20 protein-coding genes are annotated in these 22,653 nt (G+C 71.3%); 10 read left to right on the plus strand and 10 right to left on the minus strand.

The features are described 5' to 3' along the window. Nucleotides 1–48: 48 nt before the first annotated feature. Both ACFWHU_RS35780 and ACFWHU_RS35785 read right to left on the minus strand, forming a co-directional pair. The gene (locus ACFWHU_RS35780) at nt 49–1,959 is read right to left on the minus strand and encodes an AAA family ATPase (RefSeq protein ID WP_387230276.1); all 1,911 of its coding nucleotides are present in this window, start codon (nt 1,957–1,959) and stop codon (nt 49–51) included. A 373-nt stretch (nt 1,960–2,332) separates the two neighbouring features. Then, complete coding sequence (locus ACFWHU_RS35785) at nt 2,333–2,962, minus strand: hypothetical protein (protein ID WP_387230278.1); 630 nt, start codon at nt 2,960–2,962, stop codon at nt 2,333–2,335. 187 nt (nt 2,963–3,149) lie between these two features. Between ACFWHU_RS35785 and ACFWHU_RS35790 the strand changes: the two genes are divergently transcribed. Next, the gene (locus ACFWHU_RS35790) at nt 3,150–4,544 is read left to right on the plus strand and encodes a peptidase C39 family protein (RefSeq protein WP_387230280.1); all 1,395 of its coding nucleotides are present in this window, start codon (nt 3,150–3,152) and stop codon (nt 4,542–4,544) included. Between the two features lie 127 nt (nt 4,545–4,671). Continuing rightward, the gene (locus ACFWHU_RS35795; RefSeq protein WP_385801964.1) at nt 4,672–5,328 is read left to right on the plus strand and encodes a TetR/AcrR family transcriptional regulator; all 657 of its coding nucleotides are present in this window, start codon (nt 4,672–4,674) and stop codon (nt 5,326–5,328) included. Nucleotides 5,329–5,431: 103 nt separating this feature from the next. On the opposite strand, the gene ACFWHU_RS35800 is transcribed toward ACFWHU_RS35795, so the two are convergent. Continuing rightward, nucleotides 5,432–6,679, minus strand: a complete 1,248-nt coding sequence (locus ACFWHU_RS35800; protein WP_385801965.1) for a glycoside hydrolase family 18 protein — start codon at nt 6,677–6,679, stop codon at nt 5,432–5,434. 428 nt (nt 6,680–7,107) lie between these two features. Here ACFWHU_RS35800 and ACFWHU_RS35805 point away from each other — a divergent pair, with 428 nt between their 5' ends. Beyond that, nucleotides 7,108–8,280 carry an acyl-CoA dehydrogenase family protein gene (locus tag ACFWHU_RS35805; protein WP_385801967.1) on the plus strand — a complete coding sequence of 391 codons (1,173 nt, stop codon included), beginning with the start codon at nt 7,108–7,110 and terminating at the stop codon, nt 8,278–8,280. A 101-nt stretch (nt 8,281–8,381) separates the two neighbouring features. Here the strand turns inward: ACFWHU_RS35805 and ACFWHU_RS35810 are convergent, their stop codons facing one another. Then, nucleotides 8,382–8,780 (minus strand): hypothetical protein, encoded by a 399-nt coding sequence (locus ACFWHU_RS35810; RefSeq protein ID WP_385801968.1) that lies wholly within the window; start codon nt 8,778–8,780, stop codon nt 8,382–8,384. 204 nt (nt 8,781–8,984) lie between these two features. On the opposite strand from ACFWHU_RS35810, the gene ACFWHU_RS35815 reads away from it, so the two are divergent. The 4 genes from ACFWHU_RS35815 (at nt 8,985) to fxsA (ending at nt 13,176) form a co-directional block, all read left to right on the plus strand. Next, nucleotides 8,985–9,425 carry an Lrp/AsnC family transcriptional regulator gene (locus ACFWHU_RS35815; RefSeq protein ID WP_385801970.1) on the plus strand — a complete coding sequence of 147 codons (441 nt, stop codon included), beginning with the start codon at nt 8,985–8,987 and terminating at the stop codon, nt 9,423–9,425. A 122-nt stretch (nt 9,426–9,547) separates the two neighbouring features. Beyond that, on the plus strand, nt 9,548–11,194 hold the full coding sequence (locus tag ACFWHU_RS35820) for an amidohydrolase (protein ID WP_387230283.1): 1,647 nt from the start codon (nt 9,548–9,550) through the stop codon (nt 11,192–11,194). 552 nt (nt 11,195–11,746) lie between these two features. Continuing rightward, complete coding sequence (locus tag ACFWHU_RS35825; protein ID WP_242574801.1) at nt 11,747–12,514, plus strand: polyprenol monophosphomannose synthase; 768 nt, start codon at nt 11,747–11,749, stop codon at nt 12,512–12,514. Between the two features lie 53 nt (nt 12,515–12,567). Continuing rightward, nucleotides 12,568–13,176, plus strand: a complete 609-nt coding sequence (gene fxsA / locus ACFWHU_RS35830) for an FxsA family membrane protein (protein WP_385801974.1) — start codon at nt 12,568–12,570, stop codon at nt 13,174–13,176. A gap of 120 nt (nt 13,177–13,296) precedes the next feature. Here the strand turns inward: fxsA and ACFWHU_RS35835 are convergent, their stop codons facing one another. The 4 genes from ACFWHU_RS35835 to ACFWHU_RS35850 form a co-directional block, all read right to left on the minus strand. Beyond that, nucleotides 13,297–13,671 carry an RNA polymerase-binding protein RbpA gene (locus ACFWHU_RS35835; RefSeq protein ID WP_003959706.1) on the minus strand — a complete coding sequence of 125 codons (375 nt, stop codon included), beginning with the start codon at nt 13,669–13,671 and terminating at the stop codon, nt 13,297–13,299. Nucleotides 13,672–13,925: 254 nt separating this feature from the next. Continuing rightward, nucleotides 13,926–15,284 (minus strand): MFS transporter, encoded by a 1,359-nt coding sequence (locus tag ACFWHU_RS35840; protein ID WP_385801976.1) that lies wholly within the window; start codon nt 15,282–15,284, stop codon nt 13,926–13,928. Between the two features lie 43 nt (nt 15,285–15,327). Then, nucleotides 15,328–16,092 carry a glycerophosphodiester phosphodiesterase gene (locus ACFWHU_RS35845; protein ID WP_385801978.1) on the minus strand — a complete coding sequence of 255 codons (765 nt, stop codon included), beginning with the start codon at nt 16,090–16,092 and terminating at the stop codon, nt 15,328–15,330. Further along, the gene (locus ACFWHU_RS35850) at nt 16,089–16,757 is read right to left on the minus strand and encodes a YitT family protein (protein WP_387230287.1); all 669 of its coding nucleotides are present in this window, start codon (nt 16,755–16,757) and stop codon (nt 16,089–16,091) included. Before ACFWHU_RS35850 ends, ACFWHU_RS35845 begins: the two co-directional genes overlap by 4 nt. Before the next feature lie 104 nt (nt 16,758–16,861). Here ACFWHU_RS35850 and ACFWHU_RS35855 point away from each other — a divergent pair, with 104 nt between their 5' ends. Next, complete coding sequence (locus tag ACFWHU_RS35855; RefSeq protein WP_385801982.1) at nt 16,862–18,370, plus strand: PLP-dependent aminotransferase family protein; 1,509 nt, start codon at nt 16,862–16,864, stop codon at nt 18,368–18,370. A 36-nt stretch (nt 18,371–18,406) separates the two neighbouring features. Here the strand turns inward: ACFWHU_RS35855 and ACFWHU_RS35860 are convergent, their stop codons facing one another. Beyond that, nucleotides 18,407–20,062 carry a hypothetical protein gene (locus ACFWHU_RS35860; RefSeq protein WP_387230289.1) on the minus strand — a complete coding sequence of 552 codons (1,656 nt, stop codon included), beginning with the start codon at nt 20,060–20,062 and terminating at the stop codon, nt 18,407–18,409. A 46-nt stretch (nt 20,063–20,108) separates the two neighbouring features. After that, nucleotides 20,109–20,303, minus strand: coding sequence for a hypothetical protein (locus ACFWHU_RS35865; RefSeq protein WP_055611072.1), 195 nt, complete (start codon nt 20,301–20,303; stop codon nt 20,109–20,111). A gap of 253 nt (nt 20,304–20,556) precedes the next feature. On the opposite strand from ACFWHU_RS35865, the gene ACFWHU_RS35870 reads away from it, so the two are divergent. Both ACFWHU_RS35870 and ACFWHU_RS35875 read left to right on the plus strand, forming a co-directional pair. Then, a complete protein-coding gene (locus ACFWHU_RS35870; protein ID WP_387230291.1) occupies nt 20,557–21,009 on the plus strand; it encodes an ankyrin repeat domain-containing protein in 453 nt (150 codons plus the stop codon). Between the two features lie 205 nt (nt 21,010–21,214). Next, nucleotides 21,215–22,633: a HEAT repeat domain-containing protein gene (locus tag ACFWHU_RS35875; RefSeq protein ID WP_387230293.1), complete on the plus strand. Its 1,419-nt coding sequence runs from the start codon at nt 21,215–21,217 to the stop codon at nt 22,631–22,633. Nucleotides 22,634–22,653 lie beyond the last annotated feature (20 nt).

Here is a 22,653-nt window from a genome sequence, read left to right on the forward strand (position 1 = left end):
GGCGGCCCGTCCGGCGCGTGAGGACACCAACAGCTCACCGGCCCGGTGTCAGAGCTGCGGCGGATCTCCCGCCCCGCGCCCCCGGTCCACCGGCCCCCGGCCCGACAGCACCTCGCCGTACGCCTGCATCAGATCCGGCAGCCGCAGCGTGGCGAGATCGGCGCGTCCCGGCGTGCTGCCGTAACCCGAGAGCCGCAGATCGCGGTACGCGCAGCTCTTCTCGTACAGCGTGCGCAGGAAGCGGCCGTTGCCCAGCTCGTCGATCCAGCCCTGGTCGACCACATGGCCGCTGATGCTGCGCAGCTCGTCCAGCGACTCCTCGTCCCACACGTCGTCGTTCTCGGCGGCCAGCACCTCGCCGATCGCGGTCAGTTCGAGGGGCCGGTAGCTGGGGAAGTCGACGCGCGTCGTGAAGCGGGAGGAGAGACCGGGGTTGGTGGCGAGCAGCCGGTCCATGCCCTCCGGATAGCCGGCGAGTATCACCACGAGATGGTTGCGGTTGTCCTCCGCGCGCTTCAGCAGCACCTGAAGGGCCTCGTCGCCGTACGCGTCGCCCTTGCTGTAGCCCGAGTTGGCGAGGCTGTACGCCTCGTCGACGAACAGCACGCCACCGATCGCCGAGTCGATCAGCTCGTTCGCCTTCACCGCCGTCTGGCCCAGGAACTCGCCGACCAGATCGGCCCGCTGGGCCTCGACCAGATGGTCACCGCCGAGCAGCCCCAGCGCGTAGAAGACCCGGCCGAGGATGCGCGCGACGGTCGTCTTGCCGGTGCCCGAGGGGCCGGAGAAGACGAAGTGACGCTTGGGCGGCTGTACGGGCAGCCCCTGGCCGGCCCGTAACCGCGCCATGTTGAGCTGCGCGGACAACGCTTTGACCTGGCGTTTCACCGGTTCCAGACCGACCATCCGCTCCAGTTCGGCCAGCGCCTCGGCGAGCAGGGCCGGGTCGGTGGGGCGGTCGGGGAACTGCGGGGGAGCGGGCTGCGACGGTACGACCGCCTTCTCCCGTATCCCGTCCACGGGGTCCACCGGGTTCGGCGGAACACCCACGCCGAAGGGGGACTGGCCGTCGGCGCCCGGCCGCGGGTCGGGGCCCTGCGGATACTCGCCGTCGACCTGCGCGTCCAGCGCGTCCTGACCGAAACCGGCCAGCGCGACCGACGCGAGCCCCGCGGAATCGTCCGCCCCGTCGTACCCGTCGGAGTCGGTGATCGCCGCGAGCCGGGCGGCGGTGTCCATGAAGGTCGGGTCCGTCCGGTGCACCGCCCGGTACAGCGGCAGCGCGGCGGCGCTGCGCCCGGTCCCCTCGTGCGCGCGCGCCAGCCAGTAACGCAGCTCCTTGCGCTGCGGCTGTTCGCTGCGGCAGCGCATCAGCGATGTCGAGAGCAGCGGCTCGGCCTGTCCGTACATCTCCAGCCGGACGCGCGCCATGCCGCCGAACAGGCCCGCCTCGATGCCCAGCAGCGGGTCGTTGACGAGGGATTCGGTGTGGCGCACCAACTGGTCCCAGTCCTTGACCAGATAGGCCCGGCAGGCGTGCAGGAAACGCACATGCGGATCGGCGTCCACGGGCGGCAGCCCGGCGAGCGCCCGGTCCAGCTCGGGCACGTGCCGGCCGTCGAGCCAGTGCGAGGCGTGCGCGAGCAGCAGGTCGCGCCGGCTCTCCAGGACGGGCTGCACCCACCAGCCCAGCCAGTACCAGGAGTTGAGGGTGCGACGATGGCGGGAGCGCTGCTCGCCGAAGCGGTCACGGTGGCGGTACATGTGCAGCAGCGCGGTCGTGGTGTCGACCCGTAGCGCGTGCAGCCCCAGCCAGCCGTCCGCCATGCCGGGATCGAGCCGTACGGCCTCCCGGAACTCCTCCTCCGCCTGTGGATACGCCCCCATCGTGTAAGCATCCACACCACGTACCCACGCGAGATCGGCCGGGGCTCCAGCGCCCTGCGTGCCGATGTCCATCAGGCCCCCCACAAACCATGACCCCGTGATGTCCCGCCGGGCGGGCGCCCGTCGGCAGAGCGTGCTGAACCACCTTGTCGTGGACGGGAATTGACCCCTGACCTACCCAACCAAGGGGCATCGTACCTGCGCAGAGGGTGCGCGACTAAGGGCGCGGCCGTCCCGCCCGCGCCGGTGACCCAGGGTGATCGCTGGGTGAGGGACGGCGCCGGGAGGTGGCGAAGAGGGCAGAACGAAGCCCCCGATCACGGGGGAACAACCGGGGGCTTCGCGTCTGCGGCGGCTCCGAAAAGCCGCACATTGAGAACGTAAGACCTGTCCCACCCCTTGGTCAAGCCGAGTTGAGGCACCTTCGGGGCTGATTTCCGACTGCTCAGTACGGAGGGAATGTCCGGTCACCGTAGGTGACAGGTTCAACCTCTGGCGCATTCGCACGAGTTCCGGGCAGCCACTTGTATCCCTCCTGCCACTCGCGCACCAGAAGATCGGCGAAGGGACGCGAGGGATCGGCCGCGAAATGGCGCGTCTCCGCCCGCGTCCAGCCGTCCCAGAAGGCCGACAGGTCCGATCCGTCGCGTTCGCGGCCCCGTCGCCAGGACTCCTCGGCGCCCCGGTCCATCCACAGCAGCCTCGCCAGCCACGGGCGTACCGCCGCCCGGCCCGCGCCCACCCCCTCGATCAGGACGACCGGCGCGGGAGGCAGCGGAAGGGGCGCACGGAAGCGCCGTAGCGTCCAGTCGTACGGCGCGTACCGCGCGGTCGCGCCCTGCGAGAGGGGACCGATCACATCGTCGGTGAGCCGCCGTGTCCAGTCGAAGAACGCGTCGTGCGTGGCCAGGTCGTCCAGGTGCAGTACGGGTGCGCCGCCGAGCGCGGCGGCGAGCCGCGCGGCGAAGGTGCTCTTGCCGGAACCGGCGTGGCCGTCGACCGCGACCAGCCGGACCGGGCCGCAGGAGGGCGGCAAGGCGCGCAGTGTCGTCGCGGCTTCGGTGAGGTCGTCCACCCGGTCAGCCTATGCGCGCGGGGGCGCGGTCCGGCGCGGGCCCGCGCGGTGAATCCGCGTCAGTGGTGGAGACCAATATTGGTCGGGCGACGCGAGACGAATCGCTGGCCGAAGCCGTTCGGGAGCCGCGATAGTTGGCGGACTGTCGTGCACATACCAGTGAAGAGACCAGTGACCCGGGGGTCCCATGAACAGCCCAGCACCATCCTGGAACAGCCCGGCGTCGCGCCGTACGGTGCTCGCCACCGCCCTCGCTGCGGCCGGCGCGGGCGCGCTCTCCGCCGCGGCGCCGGCCCTGGCCGCCGCACCGTCCGCCCGCTCCGGCCCCTCGGCCGCCCACCGCCGCGTGGCCACTCCCGTGGACAACCGGTTCTGGAGCTCCGCCACCGACTGGCGCGGCGGTACGGCCAACGGCACGAAGGTCCTCTCCGGCAGCCGGTCCGGACTGGTCATCGCCACCCCCGCGGGCAGCACCGACTACGCGGACCCGCACACCGGGAAGACCAGCACCTGGGAGTACGCGACCTGGACCTCGCCCGTCCACCGCTCCAAGGTCCCGGCCACCGAGGCGATCGCCTCCTGGAACGCCGACACCCCCGCGGGCACCTGGATCCAGACCGAGCTGCGCGGCACCTACTCCGACGGCAAGGCGACGCCCTGGTACGTGATGGGCCGCTGGGCGTCCGGGGACGGCGACATCCGCCGTACGTCCGTCGACGACCAGACGGACGACCGCAGCAGTGTCTGGACCGACACCTTCGCCGTCGACGACCCGGCGAGCGGTCTGCGCCTCGCGTCGTACCAGCTCCGCCTCACGCTCCACCGCAAGCCGGGCACCACGCTCACCCCCACGGTCCGGCGGGTCGGCGCGATGGCCTCGGACATCCCCGACCGCTTCACCGTCCCGGCCGCCGGGCATCAGGTGGCGCGTGAGCTGACCGTGCCGCGCTACTCGCAGAACACGCACGTCGGCCAGTACCCGGAGTACGACAACGGCGGCGAGGCCTGGTGCAGCCCCACCTCCTCACAGATGATCATCGAGTACTGGGGCCGTAAGCCCACCGCCGCCGATCTGGCGTGGGTGAACCCGGACTTCGCCGACCCGCAGGTCTGCCACGCGGCCCGCTTCACGTTCGACCACCAGTACGACGGGTGCGGCAACTGGCCCTTCAACGCGGCGTACGCGGGCACGTACAAGGACATGAACGCCGTCGTCACCCGGCTCGGCTCGCTCACCGACGTCGAGCGGCTGATCCGCGCGGGCATCCCGGTCATCACCTCGCAGTCCTTCCTGGCGAGCGAGCTGACCGGCGCGGGCTACGGCACCTCCGGCCATCTGATGACCGTGATCGGCTTCACGGCCGCCGGCGACGTGATCGCCAACGACCCGGCCTCACCGAGCAACGAGGCCGTACGGCGGATCTACAAGCGCCGTGAGTGGGAGAACGTCTGGTTGAGGACCAAGCGGTACAACGCCGCGGGCACGGTTGTCTCCGGCACCGGCGGCGTCTGCTACCTCTACTGGCCCGTGGAGCCCACCTCGGCCCAGCGCAAGGCGCTGGAGGCCGTCGGCGTGCGCTGAGCCCTCCCGCGGGGCGCCGGGTGGTCTTCCAACCGCCCACCCGGCGCCACAGGCGCCCTCGGCCCTCGTCGGCGGGTCTGCAATACTGCGGATCTCCTGTGACAGCCGAGACCTGGGACGCGCGGATTTGAACAACAGGCAGCAGCGTGGTGAGAGTGAGCGGGCGCAGTTGCGCCGCTCCGAACTCATCGCCACCGGCCGGAAGTTGTTCGCCGACACGTCGTACGACGCCCTGTCGATGGACGACATCGCCCAGCACGCGGGCGTCGCCAAGGGGCTGATCTACTACTACTTCAAGAACAAGCGCGGCTATTACCTCGCCATCATCGAGGACTCGGTGATGGAACTGGTCTCGCTCGCCGCGGGCGGCGGTGACCTGCCGAGCACCCAGCGCGTACAGCGCACCGTCGAGGCGTATCTCCGGTTCGCCGAGTTCAACGAGGCCGCCTACCGGACGATCATCACGGGCGGCGTCGGCTTCGACACCCAGGTGCAGGCGATTCGCGACGCGGTGCGTACGGGACTGGTCTCCACCGTCGCCGAGGGCGCGTACGGCCGCAAGGACATCCCGCCGATCGCCAGACTCGCCCTGCTCGGCTGGCTCAGCAGTGTCGAGTGGCTGACGCTCGAATGGCTGGAGCACCGCGACGACCTGACCCGGGAGATCCCGCGCGATCTGCTGGTGCGGATGCTGCGGCACACGCTGAACACGATCGAGGAGTTCGCGCCGGAGTGCCCGGCGCCGCCGCCGGACCCGGACTTCCGTCCGTACACCGGCCGCTGACGGTCCGTCGGCAAGCATTCGTCGGCAAGCGTCCGCCGGGGAGCGCCGGACAGGCTCGCTGAGCCCGCCCGGCGCCCGTTGACGGAACGCGTGTCCCGAACGGCTAGTTGATCGCCTTGATCAGCTCACCGTCGGTCGTGTCGCCGCTGAGCTCCCAGAAGAAGGTGCCTCCCAGGCCCTGCTCGTTCTTGTAGTCCATCTTGGTGCCGATGGTGGCGGGGGTGTCGTAGCTCCACCAGTTGTTGCCGCAGTGCGCGTACGCCGTACCGGCCACGGTGCCGTTGGCCGGGCAGGTGTTCTTCAGGACCTTGTAGTCCTCGATGCCCGCCTCGTACGTGCCGGCCGCCGCGCCCGTCGCGCTGCCGCCCGGCTCGGACTGGGTGACCCCGGTCCAGCCGCGCCCGTAGAAGCCGATGCCGAGCAGCAGCTTCTCGGCGGGAACGCCCTTGGCCTTCAGCTTGGTGATCGCCGCGTCGGAGTTGAAGCCCTCCTGCGGGATGCCGTCGTACGACGTGAGCGGCGAGTGCGGAGCCGTGGGGCCCTGCGCCGCGAACGCGCCGAAGAAGTCGTACGTCATCGGCAGGTACCAGTCGAGGTACTGGGCCGCCGCGCCGTAGTCGGTGGCGTCGATCTTGCCGCCGTCGGACGCGTCGGCGGTGATGGCCGCCGTGACCAGGTTGTCGCCGCCGAACTCCGTACGGAGCGCGGAGGCCATGTTCGTGAAGGCGTCGGGCCCGCTGGTGTCGCAGGTCAGACCACAGGCGTTCGGGTACTCCCAGTCGATGTCGATGCCGTCGAAGACATCGGCCCAGCGCGGGTCCTCGACCAGGTCGTGGCAGGACTTGGCGAACGCGGCCGGGTTCTTCGCCGCCTCACCGAAGCCGCCCGACCAGGACCAGCCGCCGAACGACCAGATCACCTTGAGGCCGGGGTGCAGCTCCTTGAGCTTGCGGAGCTGGTTGAAGTTGCCCCGCAGCGGCTGGTCCCAGGCGTCGGCGACACCGTCGACGCTCTGGTCGGCGGTGTAGGCCTTCTCGTAGTCGGCGAAGGAGTCGCCGATCGTGCACTTGCCGCCCTGGACGTTGCCGAACGCGTAGTTGATATGCGTCAGCTTGTCGGCCGACCCGGAGGTCTCGATGTTCTTGACGTGGTAATTCCGGTCGTAGACACCCCAGTTGGCGAAGTATCCGATGACCTTCTCGCCGGCGGCTGTGGGGGCCGCCGCCGGGGCCTTCTCCTGGTCGGCCGCCGCGGTACCGGCGCCGGCGAGCAGGGACACGCCGAGAACGGCGGTACACGCCGCGGCGACGAGCGCCCGGAAACGGGCGCGGGGACGGTGCGGTCTGAGCATGAGGTCTCCTCGTGGGGAGGGAGATCGAGGCCCATGCCGTTGACTTGGCATGGACGCGGAGAGTGTTCACCGGGACGTTAGAAGGACTAGACCAGTGGGTCAATGGTGCGGACCAACTTCCCCGCACACTCGGCGGAAGCCGGGCGGCTCCTCGACAGCGGCCGGAGCACCGCTCGACGGCCGCCCGGCGACGGACGAACGGAACCCAAGCGGAACGGGTGCGGGACCTGAGCGCCCGTGACTCCACCCCGCCGATCGGGCATACTCAACGCGCCACAGCCGCTGGTCAGCCCGCCCCGTGATCCGGGAAGGCAGCATCGGCTGGGCAGGTATCCGGTCCGGGGACACCCCCGGGCCTCGACCGGCGGCGCCGCCACACCCTGGGTGAGCGACCGCCGTAGCGCCCCGAAAGGGAGGAGAGCGCCGCCATGCCCGACCGCGCCCCGCGACCGGTGGACCGTCAGTTGCCCACCGAGGAGTCCAAGGACCTGCTCGCACTCGTACGCGACATCATCGAGCGGGAGATCGTCCCCCTGGCGGCCGAGGAGGAGGCGGCGGGGCACTTCCCGCGGCAGAACTTCTCCCTTCTCTCCGAATCGGGCCTGCTCGGCCTCCCGTACGACTCCGAACACGGCGGCGGCGACCAGCCGTACGAGGTCTATCTCCAGGTCCTCGAAGAGCTCGGCGCGGCCCGTCTCACCGTCGGCCTCGGCGTCAGCGTCCACTCCCTGGCCTGCCACGCGCTCGCCTCGTACGGCACGGCCGACCAGCAGGCCAAGCACCTCCCCGCCATGCTGGGCGGCGGCCTGCTCGGCGCGTACTGCCTCTCCGAGCCCGCCTCGGGCTCCGACGCCGCCTCACTGCGCACGAAGGCCGTCAGGGACGGCGACGACTGGGTGATCACCGGCACCAAGGCGTGGATCACCCACGGCGGTGTCGCCGACTTCTACACCGTGCTCGCGCGCACCGGGGGCGAGGGCGCCGGAGGCATCTCGGCCTTCCTGGTGCCCGGCGACGCGGAGGGACTGGTCGCGGCCGCGCCCGAGAAGAAGATGGGCATGAACGGCTCACCCACCGCCCAACTCCACTTCGACGGCGTCCGGATCGGCGACGACCGGCGGATCGGCGACGAGGGGCAGGGCTTCGCGATCGCCCTCTCCGCGCTCGACTCCGGCCGCCTCGGGATCGCGGCCTGCGCCGTGGGCGTCGCCCAGGCGGCCCTCGACGAGGCCGTGGAGTACGCGACGGGACGCCTCCAGTTCGGCCGTCCCATCGCCGACTTCCAGGGCCTGCGCTTCATGCTCGCCGACATGGCCACCCGTATCGAGGCGGGCCGGGCCCTGTACCTCGCGGCGGCGCGACTGCGCGACGCCGGCCTGCCGTTCTCCCGGCAGGCGGCGATGGCGAAGCTGTTCTGCACGGACGCCGCGATGCAGGTCACCACGGACGCCGTCCAGGTGCTCGGCGGCTACGGCTACACGGCCGACTTCCCCGTCGAGCGCTACATGCGCGAGGCGAAGGTGCTCCAGATCGTCGAAGGCACCAACCAGATCCAGCGCATGGTGATCGCCCGGCACCTCGCGGGGCCCGAGACCCGCTGAACACCCGCCCGTCGCACCGGTCCGTCCGTCGGTCGTCACCAACCGGCGGACGGATCAGGCGAATTGACGAGTGGTCAGCCGGATCGACGCGTGATGGCGCGTCAGGCGGCGTGGCGCCGCAGGTGCGGCACCTTGAACGGGCGTGAACTCGGGCCGCCCGCGTGGGAGAACGGCTGTGTCCGCCAGTCCAGCCCCTGAGGGAGCGTCAGCAGCAGTGCGGTGTCCTGCTCCTGGGCGTCGAGCGACTCGTCGGCAGGCCCGGCATCCAGGGCCGAACGGCCCGTACCCGCACACACGTTGAGGACGAACGGGGTCCACGGGCTGGGGCAGAGCGCGTGCTCCGGCAGGCTGTCCTCGTCCGCCAGCAGGGCGATCGGCTGGGAGCAGTCCGGGCACACGACCCGGTACATCTCGAAGGTGTCGTAGAAGTCGAGCTCATCGGCCTCGACGGGATCAACGGGCTCCGGTTCGATACGTCCGGTGCGCTTCAGGCTCTGCATGGAGACACTCCCCCTCGGGTGGGCCGAACAGCCACGTGCGGCCTCGACCACAGCAAGCAATTCCCGTCGCGCGAGGCAGGTAACCGTAAGGTCTCGACGGACCCCGTGACATACCTGTGGTCTTCGTCACATGCCCGGCGCAGGTGACGATCCGGTACGCCCTCGGCTGTGCCGGAAGCCTCCTCGGGCAATAGGTTGATCCGCATGGAGGACCTGGATCGTCAGATCGTGCAGTTGCTCGTCAAGGACGGGCGGATGAGCTACACCGACCTGGGCAAGGCCACGGGTCTGTCCACCTCGGCGGTGCATCAGCGGGTCCGCAGGCTGGAGCAGCGCGGAGTCGTACGGGGGTACGCGGCCGTCGTCGACCCGGAAGCCGTCGGCCTGCCGCTGACCGCGTTCATCTCGGTCAAACCCTTCGACCCCAGCGCGCCGGACGACATCGCGGAACGGCTCGCCCCGATCCCCGAGATCGAGGCGTGCCACAGCGTGGCCGGCGAGGAGAACTACATCCTCAAGGTGCGGGTGGCCGCCCCGCTGGAACTGGAGCACCTGCTGACACGCATCCGGACCCTGGCGGGTGTCTCCACCCGTACGACGGTCGTCCTGTCCACGCCGTACGAGGCGAGGGCGCCGCATTTCTAGGGCTCGGTCCTCATAGGGCTCGGTTCGCCGCCGGGGCGCTCCGAGCCGATGCCGACGGTCGACCGTGCCCGGTCCGCCCCCTGCGTGCACTCGCCGTCCCGCGAGGCGGGAGACTGGGCGTCATGAACGATCGCGCCGCCCCCCGGACCCAGAGCGAACCCCGCACCGTGCTGCTGCGGGGTGGAGACGTCCACAGCCCCGCCGACCCCTTCGCCACGGCGATGGTCGTCGAACGCGGCCATGTCGCCTGGGTCGGCTCCGAGGGCGCCGCCGACTCCTTCGCCTCCGGTGTCGACGAGACCGTCGACCTCGAAGGCGCCCTCGTCACCCCGGCGTTCACCGACGCGCACGTCCACACCACCGCCACCGGCCTCGCCCTCACCGGACTCGACCTGTCCGGCGCGGGAACCCTCGGCGACGCGCTCGCGCTCGTACGCGCCCACCGCGCCGCGCACCCCGGCGACCGGGTGCTCCTCGGACACGGCTGGGACGCCGCGCGCTGGCCCGAGCGCCGTGCGCCCACCCGTGGCGAACTCGACGAGGCGGCGGGCGGCAGGCCGCTCTATCTGACGCGCGTGGACGTCCACTCGGCCGTGGTCACCACCGCACTGCTCGATCTGGTGCCGGGCATCACCGAGCTGGCCGGATTCCACCCGGACGCCCCGCTGACCGGCGACGCCCACCACGCCGTACGCGCCGCCGCGCACGCCGCCGTGACCCCGGCGCAGCGCACCGAGGCGCAGCGCGTCGCGCGCGCCCGCGCGGCGTCGCTCGGTATCGGCACGCTCCACGAGTGCGCCGGCCCCGACATCTCCGCCGAGGACGACTTCACCGGGCTCCTGCGGCTCGCCGACGACGAGCCGGGCCCGCGCGTCCACGGCTACTGGGCCGAGCGGATCAGCGACGCCAAGGGCGCGGCCCGGATCCGTGAACTCGGCGCCGTCGGCGCGGCGGGCGATCTCTTCGTGGACGGTTCCCTCGGCTCGCACACCGCCTGGCTGAGCGAGCCGTACGCCGACGCGCCCCACACCGGCGCCGCGCACCTCGACGCGGCCGACATCGCCGCCCATGTCACGACCTGCACCGAGGCCGGTCTCCAGGCGGGCTTCCACGCCATCGGGGACGCCGCGATCGGCGCGGTCGTCGCCGGGACGCGCGCCGCCGCCGAGACGCTCGGCCTCGCCCGGATCCGGGCCGCCCGCCACCGGGTCGAGCATGCCGAGATGCTGACCCCGGAGACCGTCGCCGCCTTCGCCGAACTCGGCCTCACCGCCTCCGTCCAGCCCGCGTTCGACGCGGCGTGGGGCGGTACGACGGGCATGTACGCCGACCGGCTCGGCGAGGAGCGCGCCGGCACGCTCAACCCGTACGCCGCGCTCCTGCGCGCCGGTGTCCCGCTCGCCTTCGGCTCGGACAGCCCCGTGACCCCGCTCGACCCCTGGGGCACGATCAGGGCCGCCGCCTTCCACCGCACACCCGCCCACCGGATCTCCGTACGGGCCGCCTTCACCGCCCATACGCGTGGCGGCGGGCGCGCCGTCGGCAGGGACGACACGGGGGTGCTCGTGCCCGGCGCCCCCGCCGACTACGCGCTCTGGCGCACCGAGGAACTGATCGTCCAGGCCCCCGACGACCGGGTCTCCCGCTGGTCCACCGACCCGCGTTCGGGCACGCCGGGACTGCCCGATCTCACCCCCGGCGCGGCCCTGCCCCGCTGTCTGCGGACCGTGGTGGGCGGTCGTACGGTGTTCGTGCGACCGAACGAGTGATGTACCCACGTCTCCGTACGGCCGACCGATGCTTACCGGCCACTGTCGCGACCAGCGGATCTTCCCCGCTGACCTGCTGGAACGGGTAATTTCCGCAGGTCGGGGGAGTGTTGACAGCAAGCACTCACCGGCCGGTAGGTTCGGCCGGGTCCACCAAAGGACGTCCGACCGGCAACTCCCACGCAGTCGTCGAACGCCGCTGGGTCATGGGGTGGTGTGCCGCACCGGCGCACCACCGCTGGGAGCCAGGTTCAGCGCCCGCGCCTCGGGGGCGGGGGAAGGTTTCTGCCGGTCGACGGGTGCGACCCGGGTAGGGCCCCGGCGTTCAGTAGACAACGGCTTTCGGTCGACCCGCAGCCGGCGGGTCCCAGGTCGGCCCGAAGGACGCCGGGACCCGATCCGCAGGCCCCGGATCCCTTGCCCGGCCGCCCGGACCGCCGGATTCCGGCCGCCCGTGCCCCCTCCTGTTCGACACCCCACGACCGCGTGGACGGACACCCCTCGCGTGCTCGCTAAGGTGGTACTTCTGCGTACGGCGATTAAGGGGCAGTTGTGAACGACGGTGGTCAGAGGCAGTACGGCCCGCTCGGCGCAGCCTTGGTGATCATCCCGACCTTCAACGAGGCGGAGAACATCAAACGGACCGTCAGCCGCGTGCGCGCGGCGGTCCCGGAGGCCGACATCCTCGTGGCCGACGACAACAGCCCCGACGGCACCGGAAAGCTCGCCGACGAACTCGCCGCCGACGACAGCCAGGTCCATGTCCTGCACCGCAAGGGCAAGGAAGGACTGGGCGCGGCCTATCTGGCGGGCTTCCACTGGGGCATGGAGCACGGCTACGGCGTGCTGGTCGAGATGGACGCCGACGGCTCCCACCAGCCCGAGGAACTGCCCCGTCTGCTGACCGCCCTCAAGGGCGCCGACCTCGTGCTCGGCTCGCGCTGGGTGCCCGGCGGCCGGGTGGTGAACTGGCCGCGGACGCGGGAGATGATCTCCCGCGGCGGCAGCACGTACTCACGCGCGCTGCTCGGCCTGCCGCTGCGCGACATCACCGGCGGTTTCCGTGCCTTCCGTACGGAGACGCTCGACCGGCTCGGTCTGGAGGAGGTCGCCTCGCAGGGCTACTGCTTCCAGGTCGACCTCGCGCGCCGTGCCGTCGAGGCCGGCTGCCATGTCGTGGAGGTGCCGATCACCTTCGTCGACCGGGAGCTCGGCGACTCCAAGATGAGCCGGGACATTCTCGTGGAGGCGCTCTGGCGGGTCACCGCGTGGGGCGTCGGTACGCGGGCGAACCGCATGCTCGGCCGGAAGCCTCTCTGAATCCGGCCGCCCCTCGTACGACAACGCGAGCCGCTGCCAGGCACACTGGACTCATGACGACCGGCGCACCGCCTCCCGCGGCCCCGAAGCGCTCGCGAGCGCGCAGAATTGTCCCTCTGGGCATCGCTCTCTGGCTGGTGCTCGAAATCTGGCTGCTGACCGTCGTGGCCGAGGCGACGAACGGGCTGACGGTGCTGTTGCTGCTGATCGGCGCCGGCATCCTCGGCTCGGTGGTGGTGAAGCGGGCCGGCCGCCGGGCGTTCCGGAATCTCACCGAGACGCTCCAGCAGGCGCAGCGGCAGCAGCAGGACCCCGACGCTCCCGTGACCGACGAGAGCGCGAACACCAGCTCGGGCAACGGCTTCCTGATGCTCGGCGGCCTGCTGATCATGCTGCCGGGGCTGATCTCCGACGCCGTCGGCCTGGTCCTGCTCGTGCCGCCGGTGCGGTCGATGCTGAGCAGGAAGGCCGAGCGGTCGCTGGAGCGCCGTATGCGCGCCGCCGGGCCCAGCGGCCTCGGGGACGCGTACCAGCAGGCTCAGCAGGCCAGGATGTCCCGCCCGGACGGCAAGGTCGTACAGGGCGAGGTCATCAGGCACGACGAGCCCCGCCCGCCGGGCGACTCGGACCGCGACGGGCCCCGCCCGCCCCTGACGCACTGAGGGCGCCGGCCCACCGGGCCGGCCCGCCGGCGGCGGACACGGCAAAGCAGTGGGCCGCGACACTGTGTGTGTCGCGGCCCACGGCTTCTCGCATGTGCTGTTGTGGCGGTACCGAGAGGGTCAGGCCGACTTTCGGCTGTCCCGCGGGTGCACCGCGATGTTCATGGCGCCGGAGCGCAGGACGGCCAGCCGTTCGGCCAGCACCTCCTCCAACTCCTCGCGTGTGCGTCGCTCCATGAGCATGTCCCAGTGCGTACGCGCAGGCTTGCCCTTCTTCTCCTCGGGACCATCCCCGTCCACCAGGAGTGCCTGGGCGCCACACGCCTTGCACTCCCACTCCGGCGGAATTTCCGCCTCTACCGAAAACGGCATCTCAAATCGATGGCCGTTCTGGCATGCGTACTCCACCGCCTGGCGCGGGGCCAGATCGATGCCGCGGTCCGTCTCGTAGCTGGTAACCACAAGTCGCGTGCCGCGGAGAGCTCGCTCACTCATGAATCGTGCCTCCCGGGCTTGTCGCCCACAGGACAGGTGTCGCTGTCGTCGTCATCCGGTCAACGTCCGGTCGGCGGTAAAGATTCCCGTAGCGGGTCATGCGTCGCCCGTCGTGCCGCCCCTTGTTTACCCACCAGTGCCCGGTTTGTCACATCTAGCGCTGGATGTCATCCGGTGTTTTCGCTTCTGTGACACGCAGTAACGGTCCGGCTGGCAGGCCAACGGCGTACACTACCGCGCTTTCACTTCAACGTCTAAATCCGGTCCGGTACGGGGTTTCCGGCCTCGGCCACGGCCCGGCGGACCGGTACCCGCGCCAGCAGCACGAACCCGATCACGAAGAAGATCACCAAGGAGAGGATCGCGTCCCGGTAGCTGCCGGTGACCTGATAGGCGAGGCCGAACACCAGCGGCCCCAGCCAGCTCAGACCCCGGTCGCTCATCTCGTACGCGGCGAAGTACTCGGCCTCCTTGCCGCGCGGCACCAGATGCGAGAACAGCGAACGCGACAGCGCCTGACTCCCGCCGAGGACCATGCCGATCGCGGCGGCGAGGCCGAAGAACCAGACCGGCTTCCCGGCGGGCAGGAAATATCCGGCCCCCAGGATCACCGTCCAGACGGCCAGCGAGGCGAGAATCGTCCGTTTGGCCCCGTGGGTCCGCGCCAGCCGACCCATGCCGAGCGCGCCCGCCACCGCGAGGATCTGCACCAGCAGTACGGCCGTGATCAGCGTCGTCTGGTCCAGCCCCAGCTCCTCGGAGCCGTAGATCGACGCCTGGGAGATCACCGTCTGCACGCCGTCGTTGTAGATCAGATAGGCGAGCAGGAAGGAGAGCGTCAGGGGATGGCGGCGCATGTCGCGCAGCGTGGCCATCAGCTGGCGCCAGCCCGTACCGACCGATCCCTCGCCCGCCTTGCCGCTGTCCCTCGCCACCCGCCGGTCGCGCAGCCGACTCAGTGGCACCAGCGTGAACGCGCCCCACCAGACACCGGCGGAGGCCAGACAGATCCGCACGGCCGTCGACTCCGAGACACCGAACGACTCGTGGCCGGTGTAGAGAATCAGGTTCAGTACGAGGACGAAGGCGCCCGAGGTGTAGCCGAACGCCCAGCCTCGTGAGGAGACGGCGTCGCGCTCCTCGGGGGTGGCTATCTGGGGCAGATAGGCGTTGTAGAGCGCCATCGACACCGACAGCGAGGCGTTCGCCACGATCAGCAGCACGACGCCCAGCACATAGCGGTCGCCGTCCAGGAAGAACATGCCCGCCGTGGCTCCCGCCCCGACGTACGCCGCGACGGCCAGCAGCGGCTTCTTGCGCCCCGTCCGGTCCGCCGCCGCGCCGGCCAGCGGCATCAGCAGTACGGCCACCACGATCGAGACGGACACCGAGTACGCGAAGACCGAACCGGCCCGCACCGGGATGCCCAGCGGATGGACGAAACCGTCCGCGTCGGCCGCGGCCTTCGCCACGGACGTCAGATACGGGCCGAGGAAGACGGTGACGACGCTCGTCGAGTAGACGGAACACGCGAAGTCGTAGAAGTACCAGCCGCGTTGCTCACGTATGCGGCCCGTCTCGTCGTCGGTCAGGTCCGCGGTGTCGGCGGTCACCCCGCGCCCCCTCATTCGTCCCCGAAGGGGACATCCGTACCGGTCAGTGCCAGAGCCCGCGCTCGGTCAACACCGCGCGCAGCGTCTCCAGATGATCGGTCATGATGCCATCCACACCAAGGTCCAGGAGGGCCCGCATCCGATCAGCCTCGTTGACGGTCCACACGTGCACCTGGAGACCACGGGCGTGCGCCGTCCTCACGAAGCGTTCGTCGACCACCCGCACACCGCTCTGGTCCTGTGGGACCTGCGCGCAGACGGCGCCCCCGCGGACGGGCACGGGCACCCCGTACGAGCGCAGCCGCAGGCCGAGAACCCCGCGCACGCCGTACGACGTGGCGAGCCGCGGGCCCGCCAGCCGCTGCGCCCGTGCGACCCGCGCCTCCGAGAACGAGCCCACGCACACCCGGTCCCAGCAGTCCGTCCGCCGGATCAGCCCGATCAGCGGGCGCAGGGCCGGCTCCGCCTTCATGTCGATGTTCCAGCGGGCGTCGGGGAACTCCTCCAGAAGGTCCTCGAAGAGCGCGAGCGGTTCACCGCCGCCGACCCTGGCCCTGCTGATCTCGCTCCACGACAGCTCGGAGATCCGGCCGCGCAGGTCGGTGACCCGGTCGAGGGTCTCGTCGTGGAAAGCGACGAGCCGGCCGTCGGCCGTGGTGTGCACATCGGTCTCGAAGTACCGGAAACCGAGTCCGGCGGCGCGCCGGAAGGCGGCCGCCGTGTTCTCGATCCCGTCGGCCGCTCCGCCGCGGTGGGCGAACGGGATCGGCCACGGATGGTCCAGATAGGGATGGCGTACGGGAGTCACGGCCGAAGTATGGCCTGCTCCGGAGAACCCCCGGCGACGACCGTGCCGCCGTCGTCCGTCGCCGGGACGACGAAGACCCGCAGGAACAGCTGGGCGAGCGGCCCTATCGCGAGCGCGTAGGCGATCGTGCCGATCCCGACGGAACCGCCGAGAACGAAACCGGTGGCGACGACGGCCACCTCGATCCCGGTACGGACCAGCCGTACCGACCGGCCGGTGAGCAGGTGCAGCCCCGTCATCAGACCGTCGCGGGGACCGGGGCCGAACCGGGCGGCGATGTAGAGACCGGTGGCCACACCGTTGAAGACGATTCCGCCGATCAGCAGCGGGATCTGTACGGCGAGAACGCGGCCGTCCGGGATGACGGCCAGGGCGCCGTCCATCGCGACGCCGACCACGAAGACGTTGGAGACCGTGCCGAGCCCGGGTCGCTGCCGGATCGGGATCCACAGCAGCAGCACGACCGCGCCGACGACGATCGAGACGACGCCCATGGTCAGACCGGTCAGTTCGGACAGGCCCTGATGCAGCACGCCCCACGGTTCCAGTCCCAGACCACCCCTGACCAGCAGGGCCGAACTCACGCCGTACAGCGTCAGACCGACGTAGAGCTGGATGAGTCGGCGGGGGAGCCGCTTCCCACGGAGAGCGGGCGTGATGGACAAGGCGCTGTCCTCCTGGAGTGGATCGAGTGGACTGGTGCGTGTCACTCTGTGGCGGGGAGACGAAGGCCAACCATGGCCAATTCGGGGAAGGTGGACTGATTTCAATGACTCAGTGGACTTCAGCGGTCGGGGCGGCTCAGCTCGCGCGCCAGCTGCACGCCCAGCAGCAGCGACCCGCCGGCCCCGGCACCCGTAAACCGCCCGCCTACCGCGCCCTCGCCGACGGCGTCAGGCTGCTCGTCCTAGAAGGCCGCGTCCCGGTCGCCGCCCGGCTCCCCGCCGAACGCGAACTGGCCCTCTCCCTCTCCGTCAGCCGTACGACGGTCGCCGCCGCGTACGAGGCCCTGCGCGCCGAGGGATTCCTCGAATCACGCAGAGGATCCGGCAGCTGGACGGCCGTACCGGCCGGGAACCCGCTGCCCGCCCGTGGCCTCGAACCGCTGCCGCCGGACGCCCTCGGCTCGATGATCGACCTCGGCTGCGCGGCCCTGCCGGCGCCCGAGCCCTGGCTCACCAGCGCCGTACGTGGCGCCCTGGAGGAGCTGCCGCCGTACGCGCACACCCACGGCGACTACCCGGCGGGACTGCCCGCGCTGCGCCAGACGCTCGCCGACCGGTACACGGCGCGCGGTATCCCGACCATGCCCGAACAGATCATGGTCACCACCGGCGCGATGGGCGCGATCGACGCGATCTGTCATCTCTTCGCCGGGCGCGGCGAGCGCGTCGCCGTCGAGTCGCCCAGCTACGCGAACATCCTCCAACTGATGCGTGAGGCGGGCGCCCGCCTCGTCCCCGTCGCCATGGCCGAGGGGCTGGCCGGCTGGGACATGCCGCGCTGGCGCCAGGTACTGCGGGACGCCGCGCCCCGACTCGCCTATGTCGTCGCCGACTTCCACAACCCGACGGGCGCCCTGGCCGGTGAGGACCAGCGCAGACAGCTGGTCGAGGCGGCGCGTTCGGCGGGGACGGTGCTCGTCGTCGACGAGACGATGTCCGAGCTGTATCTGGACGGGGACCGGCCCGGTGCCGAACTCCCGCCGCCCGTCTGCGCCTTCGACCCCGCGGGCAGCGCGGTCCTCACGGTCGGGTCCGCCAGCAAGGCCTTCTGGGCGGGTATGCGCATCGGCTGGGTACGGGCCGCGCCCGAGGTCATCCGCTCACTGGTCGCCGCCCGCGCCTACGCCGACCTCGGCACCCCCGTGCTCGAACAGCTCGCCATCAACTGGCTGATGGGCACCGGCGGCTGGGAGCAGGCGGTCGACATCCGGCGCACCCAGGCGGCGGAGAACCGCGACGCGCTGGTGGCGGCCGTCCGCCGGGAGCTGCCGAGCTGGGAGTTCGACGTGCCGCGCGGCGGGCTGACGCTGTGGGTGCGCACCGGTGGACTCTCGGGCTCGCGCATCGCGGAGGTGGGCGAACGGGTCGGCGTACGGGTGCCGGGCGGGCCGCGCTTCGGGGTCGACGGCGCCTTCGAGGGCTATGTGCGGCTGCCGTTCACCGTCGGCGGTCCCGTCGCCGACGAGGCGGCGGTCCGGCTGGCGGCCGCCGCCCGCCTCGTGGAGAGCGGCGCGCGCGCCGGCACGGACATGCCGAGGACGTTCGTCGCCTGACCTCCGCGCCGTGCGTGTGCGGACGGCGTTCGGCGGTCAGCCCTCGGCCGGTGCGGCGGTGGGCACCGGCGCCTGGCTCTTCCGCGGTCGCCGCTTGACCCGCGCCCGGGCGGGCGGGTCCGGCTCCGGGTCCGGTTCGGCCGTCCGTCCGGCGGTGTCGGTGGCTTCCGCCGTTCCGTCCAGCGGTGCGTGCCGGTCCGGCAGCAGATCCAGCACCGCCCGTCGGTGCGCGTCGCTCGTGGCGTCGTCGTACGGATCGGGCGTGGCCGGGACCTGGAGCCTGAGCACCGGTCCGGTGCCAAGCCGTGCGTAACCCCGGCCGGTGGGGGTCTCCGGCGTGGGGGTGGTGTGCGGCGGCGCTCCGAGGACCGATGCCAGCTCGTCGCGGGTGGCGGCGCCCAGCACGACCCGGGCGCGGGTGTGCGTCCGTACGGTCCGGCTGAGCGCGTCCAAGTTGTCGAGCTGCTCCGCCACGACCACCGTCACGTTCGCGGCCCTGCCGTGCCGCAACGGCACCTGGAGCAGCTCCTGCGGATCGGGCCGCCCGTCGGCGGCCGCCGGATGGGTGAAGGCGCTCGGCCGGTCCAGCAGGAGCCACAGGGGGCGTTTGGTGTCCTCGGGCACGGCGTGACCCGACTGCCTGGCGCGGTTGGCGGCGATCAGCCGCCGTTCCGTCTCGTTGGAGGCCCATTCGAGACCGGACAGGGCGCCCGAGAGCCCGCATTCCACGGCGAGGACGCCGCTACGCCCACTGAGGCTGGCGTACTCGCCGGTCCCGTTGCCGTCCACGATCACGACATCGCCGTGCGCGAGCGCCTGGAGGGCGATCGAGCGCAGCAGACTCGTCGTGCCGCTCCCCGGGCGCCCCGCGACGAGCAGATGAGGCTCCGTCGAACGGGCGCCCGTACGCCAGACCACCGGAGGGGCGTCACGGGTCTTGTCGCCCTCCATGACCGGCACGGTGCGCCGGACGGCGGCCGCGTCGGTGAAGCCGAGCACGGTCTCGCCCGGAGCGGTGACGAAGCGCTGGGCGGCGATATCGGTGGGAAGCGGGGGCAGCACGCTCATGACGAGCTCGTTGCCCTCCTCGTCCCAGTCGAAGAGGTACTCCCGGCCACGCCCGGACTTCGCGTGCAGCAGATGCTCGATCCGGACGCGGGAGGAGTCCTCGCCGTCGGTGAAGTAGGCCGGGTACGACACCCGCAGCCGGGTGAGACGCCCGTCGGCGTCGAACTCGTACTCGTCGAAGGCCTTGTCCCACTCGCCGCCGTGGGCGAAGAGCGGACTGGGGTCCTCCGGCACGGAGAAGTACGGCACCAGCGCCTCGTAAAGAGAGCGCAGGCGCTGGAGCTCCGCGTCGTTGGGCCCGGTGCGGCGAGGCGAACGGTCGCGCCCCTTCCAGCCGGCCACCGCCATCACCGAGATGAGGGTGAGGAGGGGGCCGTAAGGGAGGAGCGCGACCACCAGGACGCAGGCCGCCACCAGGAACAGCGCGGGACCACGCCGTTCCTTGGGCGTGGCGGCCCACTTCCGCCGTCCCGAGCCGGCCAGCAGCCGCAGACCACGCGTGATCGTGATCAGCGGATGGAGGACGTCGGTGGCGCTGTCGGCGGCCGAGCGGGCCATCACTCGGCTGCGAGCGATGTGAGCGCTGCCGCTGCTCAGAATGCGGGGGAGTGGTCGCCGGGCCACGTCTGTCTCCTGAAGGTGCGGAAGGTGCGAGAGGGACGGAAGGCGGTCAGAACTTGATCCCGCCCAGTAGGCCGGCGAGGCTGGCGCCTCCGGCCGTGATGCTCGGGGCGATGGCTGTGCCCGCGAGATAGAAGCCGAAGAGTGCGCAGACGAGGGCGTGGGACGCCTTGAGTCCGTCCTTCCTGAAGAAGAGGAAGACGATGATTCCGAGCAGCACGACGCCTGAGATGGACAGGATCATGAGGGGTTCTCCTGGTTGAGGGGGACAGTCACCATGAGTTGTTCCATGCTCACAGTAAGTATCTATGTGATAAAAGGTGCAAGTGAGTGAAATTCGACGAATTTCACTGGACCGGCGGACGGCGGAAGCTCGCGTGCCGCTTGATGCGGCCTCTGTAGCCCCGGAGCGGTCTACGGGGCAGTAATCTGTCGATTCACCCGTACGGCTCCACCGCCGTACACCCCAGGTCAGCGACGCGAGAGGCGGTTCACCGATGAGCGAGACCCCCGACGACGCGGCTTCGGCCGGCGCGGCCCCGCAAAGCGGGGCTCCCGGCGGCGGCGCTCCCGACAGCGACGTCGTCGAACTCGCCACGAAGGTCTTCGACCTCGCGCGCCGCGGGGAGACCGAGACGCTCGCCGCCTACGTCGACGCGGGCGTCCCCGTGAACCTCACCAACGACCGGGGCGACTCACTGGTCATGCTCGCCGCCTATCACGGCCACGCACCCGCCGTCACGGCACTGCTCTCGCGTGGCGCCGAGGCCGACCGCCCCAACGACCTTGGGCAGACGCCACTGGCCGGCGCGGTCTTCAAGGGCGAGGACGCCGTGATCCGCGCGCTGCTCACCGGCGGGGCCGACCCGACCGCCGGAACACCCTCCGCCGTGGATACAGCGCGGATGTTCGGGAAGACGGACCTGCTGGAGCTGTTCGCAGCGCGGTGAAGGGAGGCGTCGTAAATGTGGTCGCGGTGGCGAAATGGGTGGGTCATCATGACGTCGGGCCCGGAAGGGGCCACCGACGAGAGGCAGAGGAAGATGGTCTACACCAAGCAGGAGACGACGGTCGAGCGATGTTGCCGCGCGGCCTAGGCAGCCTAGGCATCCCCACACTCCGGTCGCGTCGACAGCTTGATGTGAGGCTCTCCCCATGTTCGATCCAGTCATAGCGCCGAGCGGCACGCTGCTCGGCCTGCTGCAAAGGGGGCGCGGCGACGGCACCCTGCACGCGCTGGCCGCACCCCGTGCCGAGGCGCTCACCGCCCTCAACCACTGCGTCATGAACGACCCCCGCCACGACTGGCAGGTCGAGAACCGCTCCCTCTACTACGCACGCCTCTACCTGGATCTCCACGGCGATCTCGACCCGCTCGAAGACCACCTCTTCCGTGCCGAGGACCACTTCGACACCGAGGAGTCGCGTACCGGGCTCTCCCTCGCCGTACTCGGCCACCTCGCCTCCTACGGACGAGACGACGCCCTGGCGCTCCTGCGCCGGTACGCCGTGTCGGGATCCAACTGGACCTGGGCGCTCGACGAGCTGGCCCTGCGCGACGACGACGCGGGTCTGCGCTCGCTCGCCCCGCCGATCCTCGCCCGATTCCCCACGACCGCCGAAGGCGACGCTGAGCTGGCGACCGCGCTCCGCGGCGCCTTCGAGCCCCGGCCCTGGCGCCTGTGGGCCGACGACCCGCGCGAGGCGGTCGCCGCCCGCGTCAGGGCGGCACAGGAACAGGGCTCCTTCGACCGATGGCAGCAGCAGATGCGGCCGACCGGTCCGCGCCCCGGCTGGAGCGTCCAGGCCGTCTTCGAGTGGGCGCAGGACGGCCTCGAACGGGGCACCACCCTGCATGTGCCCGCCGCCCGGTGTCTGACCGCGGTCGCGGGACCCGACGACCGTGCCGCGATCGTCGAAGCCGGCCGAAGCGCCCCCGCCGGCGCGCGCTCGGCCGCACTGCACTATCTCGCCGAGGCCCGCGACCCCGCCGTGCTCGACCTGATCGAGGCCGCCGCTAACGACCCGTCGGAGAGCCTGGCCGAGGCCGCGGTCGCCGCCTTCGAGCGGATGTGCGGCGAGGCGGCCGTCGACCGGGCGCGCGGCTGGGTGCACCGGCCCGACGCCCTCGGCGCCTCCGCGGCGGGCGTCCTCGCCTCGCGAGGCGGCGCGCAGGACTCCCCACTGGTACTGGGCGCACTGCGGGAGGCCGTACGGTCCGACGGACCCGACGCGCCGCGCCTGTGGACCCTCGTCGACGGCACCGGGCGGCTCGGCATCGGCTGCGCCGCACCCGTGCTGCGCCACGTGTACCGGGAGACCGCCTCCTCACAACTGCGCGGCCGTACGGCCAGGGCGCTGGCGGCCACCGACCCCTCGTACCCCACGGGATTCGCCGTCGAATGCCTCTGGGACTGCGAGGAGACCACCAGAGAGGTCGCCGCGCTCCACGCCGAGACCGGTGACGTACGGGTCGCCGACCGGCTGCGGCGGCTCGCCGCGGATCCGGCCGAGGAGGCCGAGGTGCAGACCGCCGTACGGAGCCGGATCGGGCCGGACGCGCCCGCCGTCTGACAACGCCCCCCGCCCGGGGC

This window comes from Streptomyces sp. NPDC060366 (assembly GCF_042725135.1).
GTDB lineage: Bacteria > Actinomycetota > Actinomycetes > Streptomycetales > Streptomycetaceae > Streptomyces.

What these genes read in the sequence shown, in the direction of transcription:
- ACFWHU_RS35780 (WP_387230276.1), bottom strand. Translation starts at nt 1,959, where the DNA reads ATGGACATCGGCACGCAGGGCGCTGGAGCCCCGGCCGATCTCGCGTGG.
- ACFWHU_RS35790 (WP_387230280.1), top strand. Translation starts at nt 3,150, where the DNA reads ATGAACAGCCCAGCACCATCCTGGAACAGCCCGGCGTCGCGCCGTACG.
- ACFWHU_RS35800 (WP_385801965.1), bottom strand. Translation starts at nt 6,679, where the DNA reads ATGCTCAGACCGCACCGTCCCCGCGCCCGTTTCCGGGCGCTCGTCGCC.
- ACFWHU_RS35805 (WP_385801967.1), top strand. Translation starts at nt 7,108, where the DNA reads ATGCCCGACCGCGCCCCGCGACCGGTGGACCGTCAGTTGCCCACCGAG.
- ACFWHU_RS35810 (WP_385801968.1), bottom strand. Translation starts at nt 8,780, where the DNA reads ATGCAGAGCCTGAAGCGCACCGGACGTATCGAACCGGAGCCCGTTGAT.
- ACFWHU_RS35815 (WP_385801970.1), top strand. Translation starts at nt 8,985, where the DNA reads ATGGAGGACCTGGATCGTCAGATCGTGCAGTTGCTCGTCAAGGACGGG.
- ACFWHU_RS35820 (WP_387230283.1), top strand. Translation starts at nt 9,548, where the DNA reads ATGAACGATCGCGCCGCCCCCCGGACCCAGAGCGAACCCCGCACCGTG.
- fxsA (WP_385801974.1), top strand. Translation starts at nt 12,568, where the DNA reads ATGACGACCGGCGCACCGCCTCCCGCGGCCCCGAAGCGCTCGCGAGCG.
- ACFWHU_RS35835 (WP_003959706.1), bottom strand. Translation starts at nt 13,671, where the DNA reads ATGAGTGAGCGAGCTCTCCGCGGCACGCGACTTGTGGTTACCAGCTAC.
- ACFWHU_RS35855 (WP_385801982.1), top strand. Translation starts at nt 16,862, where the DNA reads ATGACTCAGTGGACTTCAGCGGTCGGGGCGGCTCAGCTCGCGCGCCAG.
- ACFWHU_RS35865 (WP_055611072.1), bottom strand. Translation starts at nt 20,303, where the DNA reads ATGATCCTGTCCATCTCAGGCGTCGTGCTGCTCGGAATCATCGTCTTC.
- ACFWHU_RS35870 (WP_387230291.1), top strand. Translation starts at nt 20,557, where the DNA reads ATGAGCGAGACCCCCGACGACGCGGCTTCGGCCGGCGCGGCCCCGCAA.
- ACFWHU_RS35875 (WP_387230293.1), top strand. Translation starts at nt 21,215, where the DNA reads ATGTTCGATCCAGTCATAGCGCCGAGCGGCACGCTGCTCGGCCTGCTG.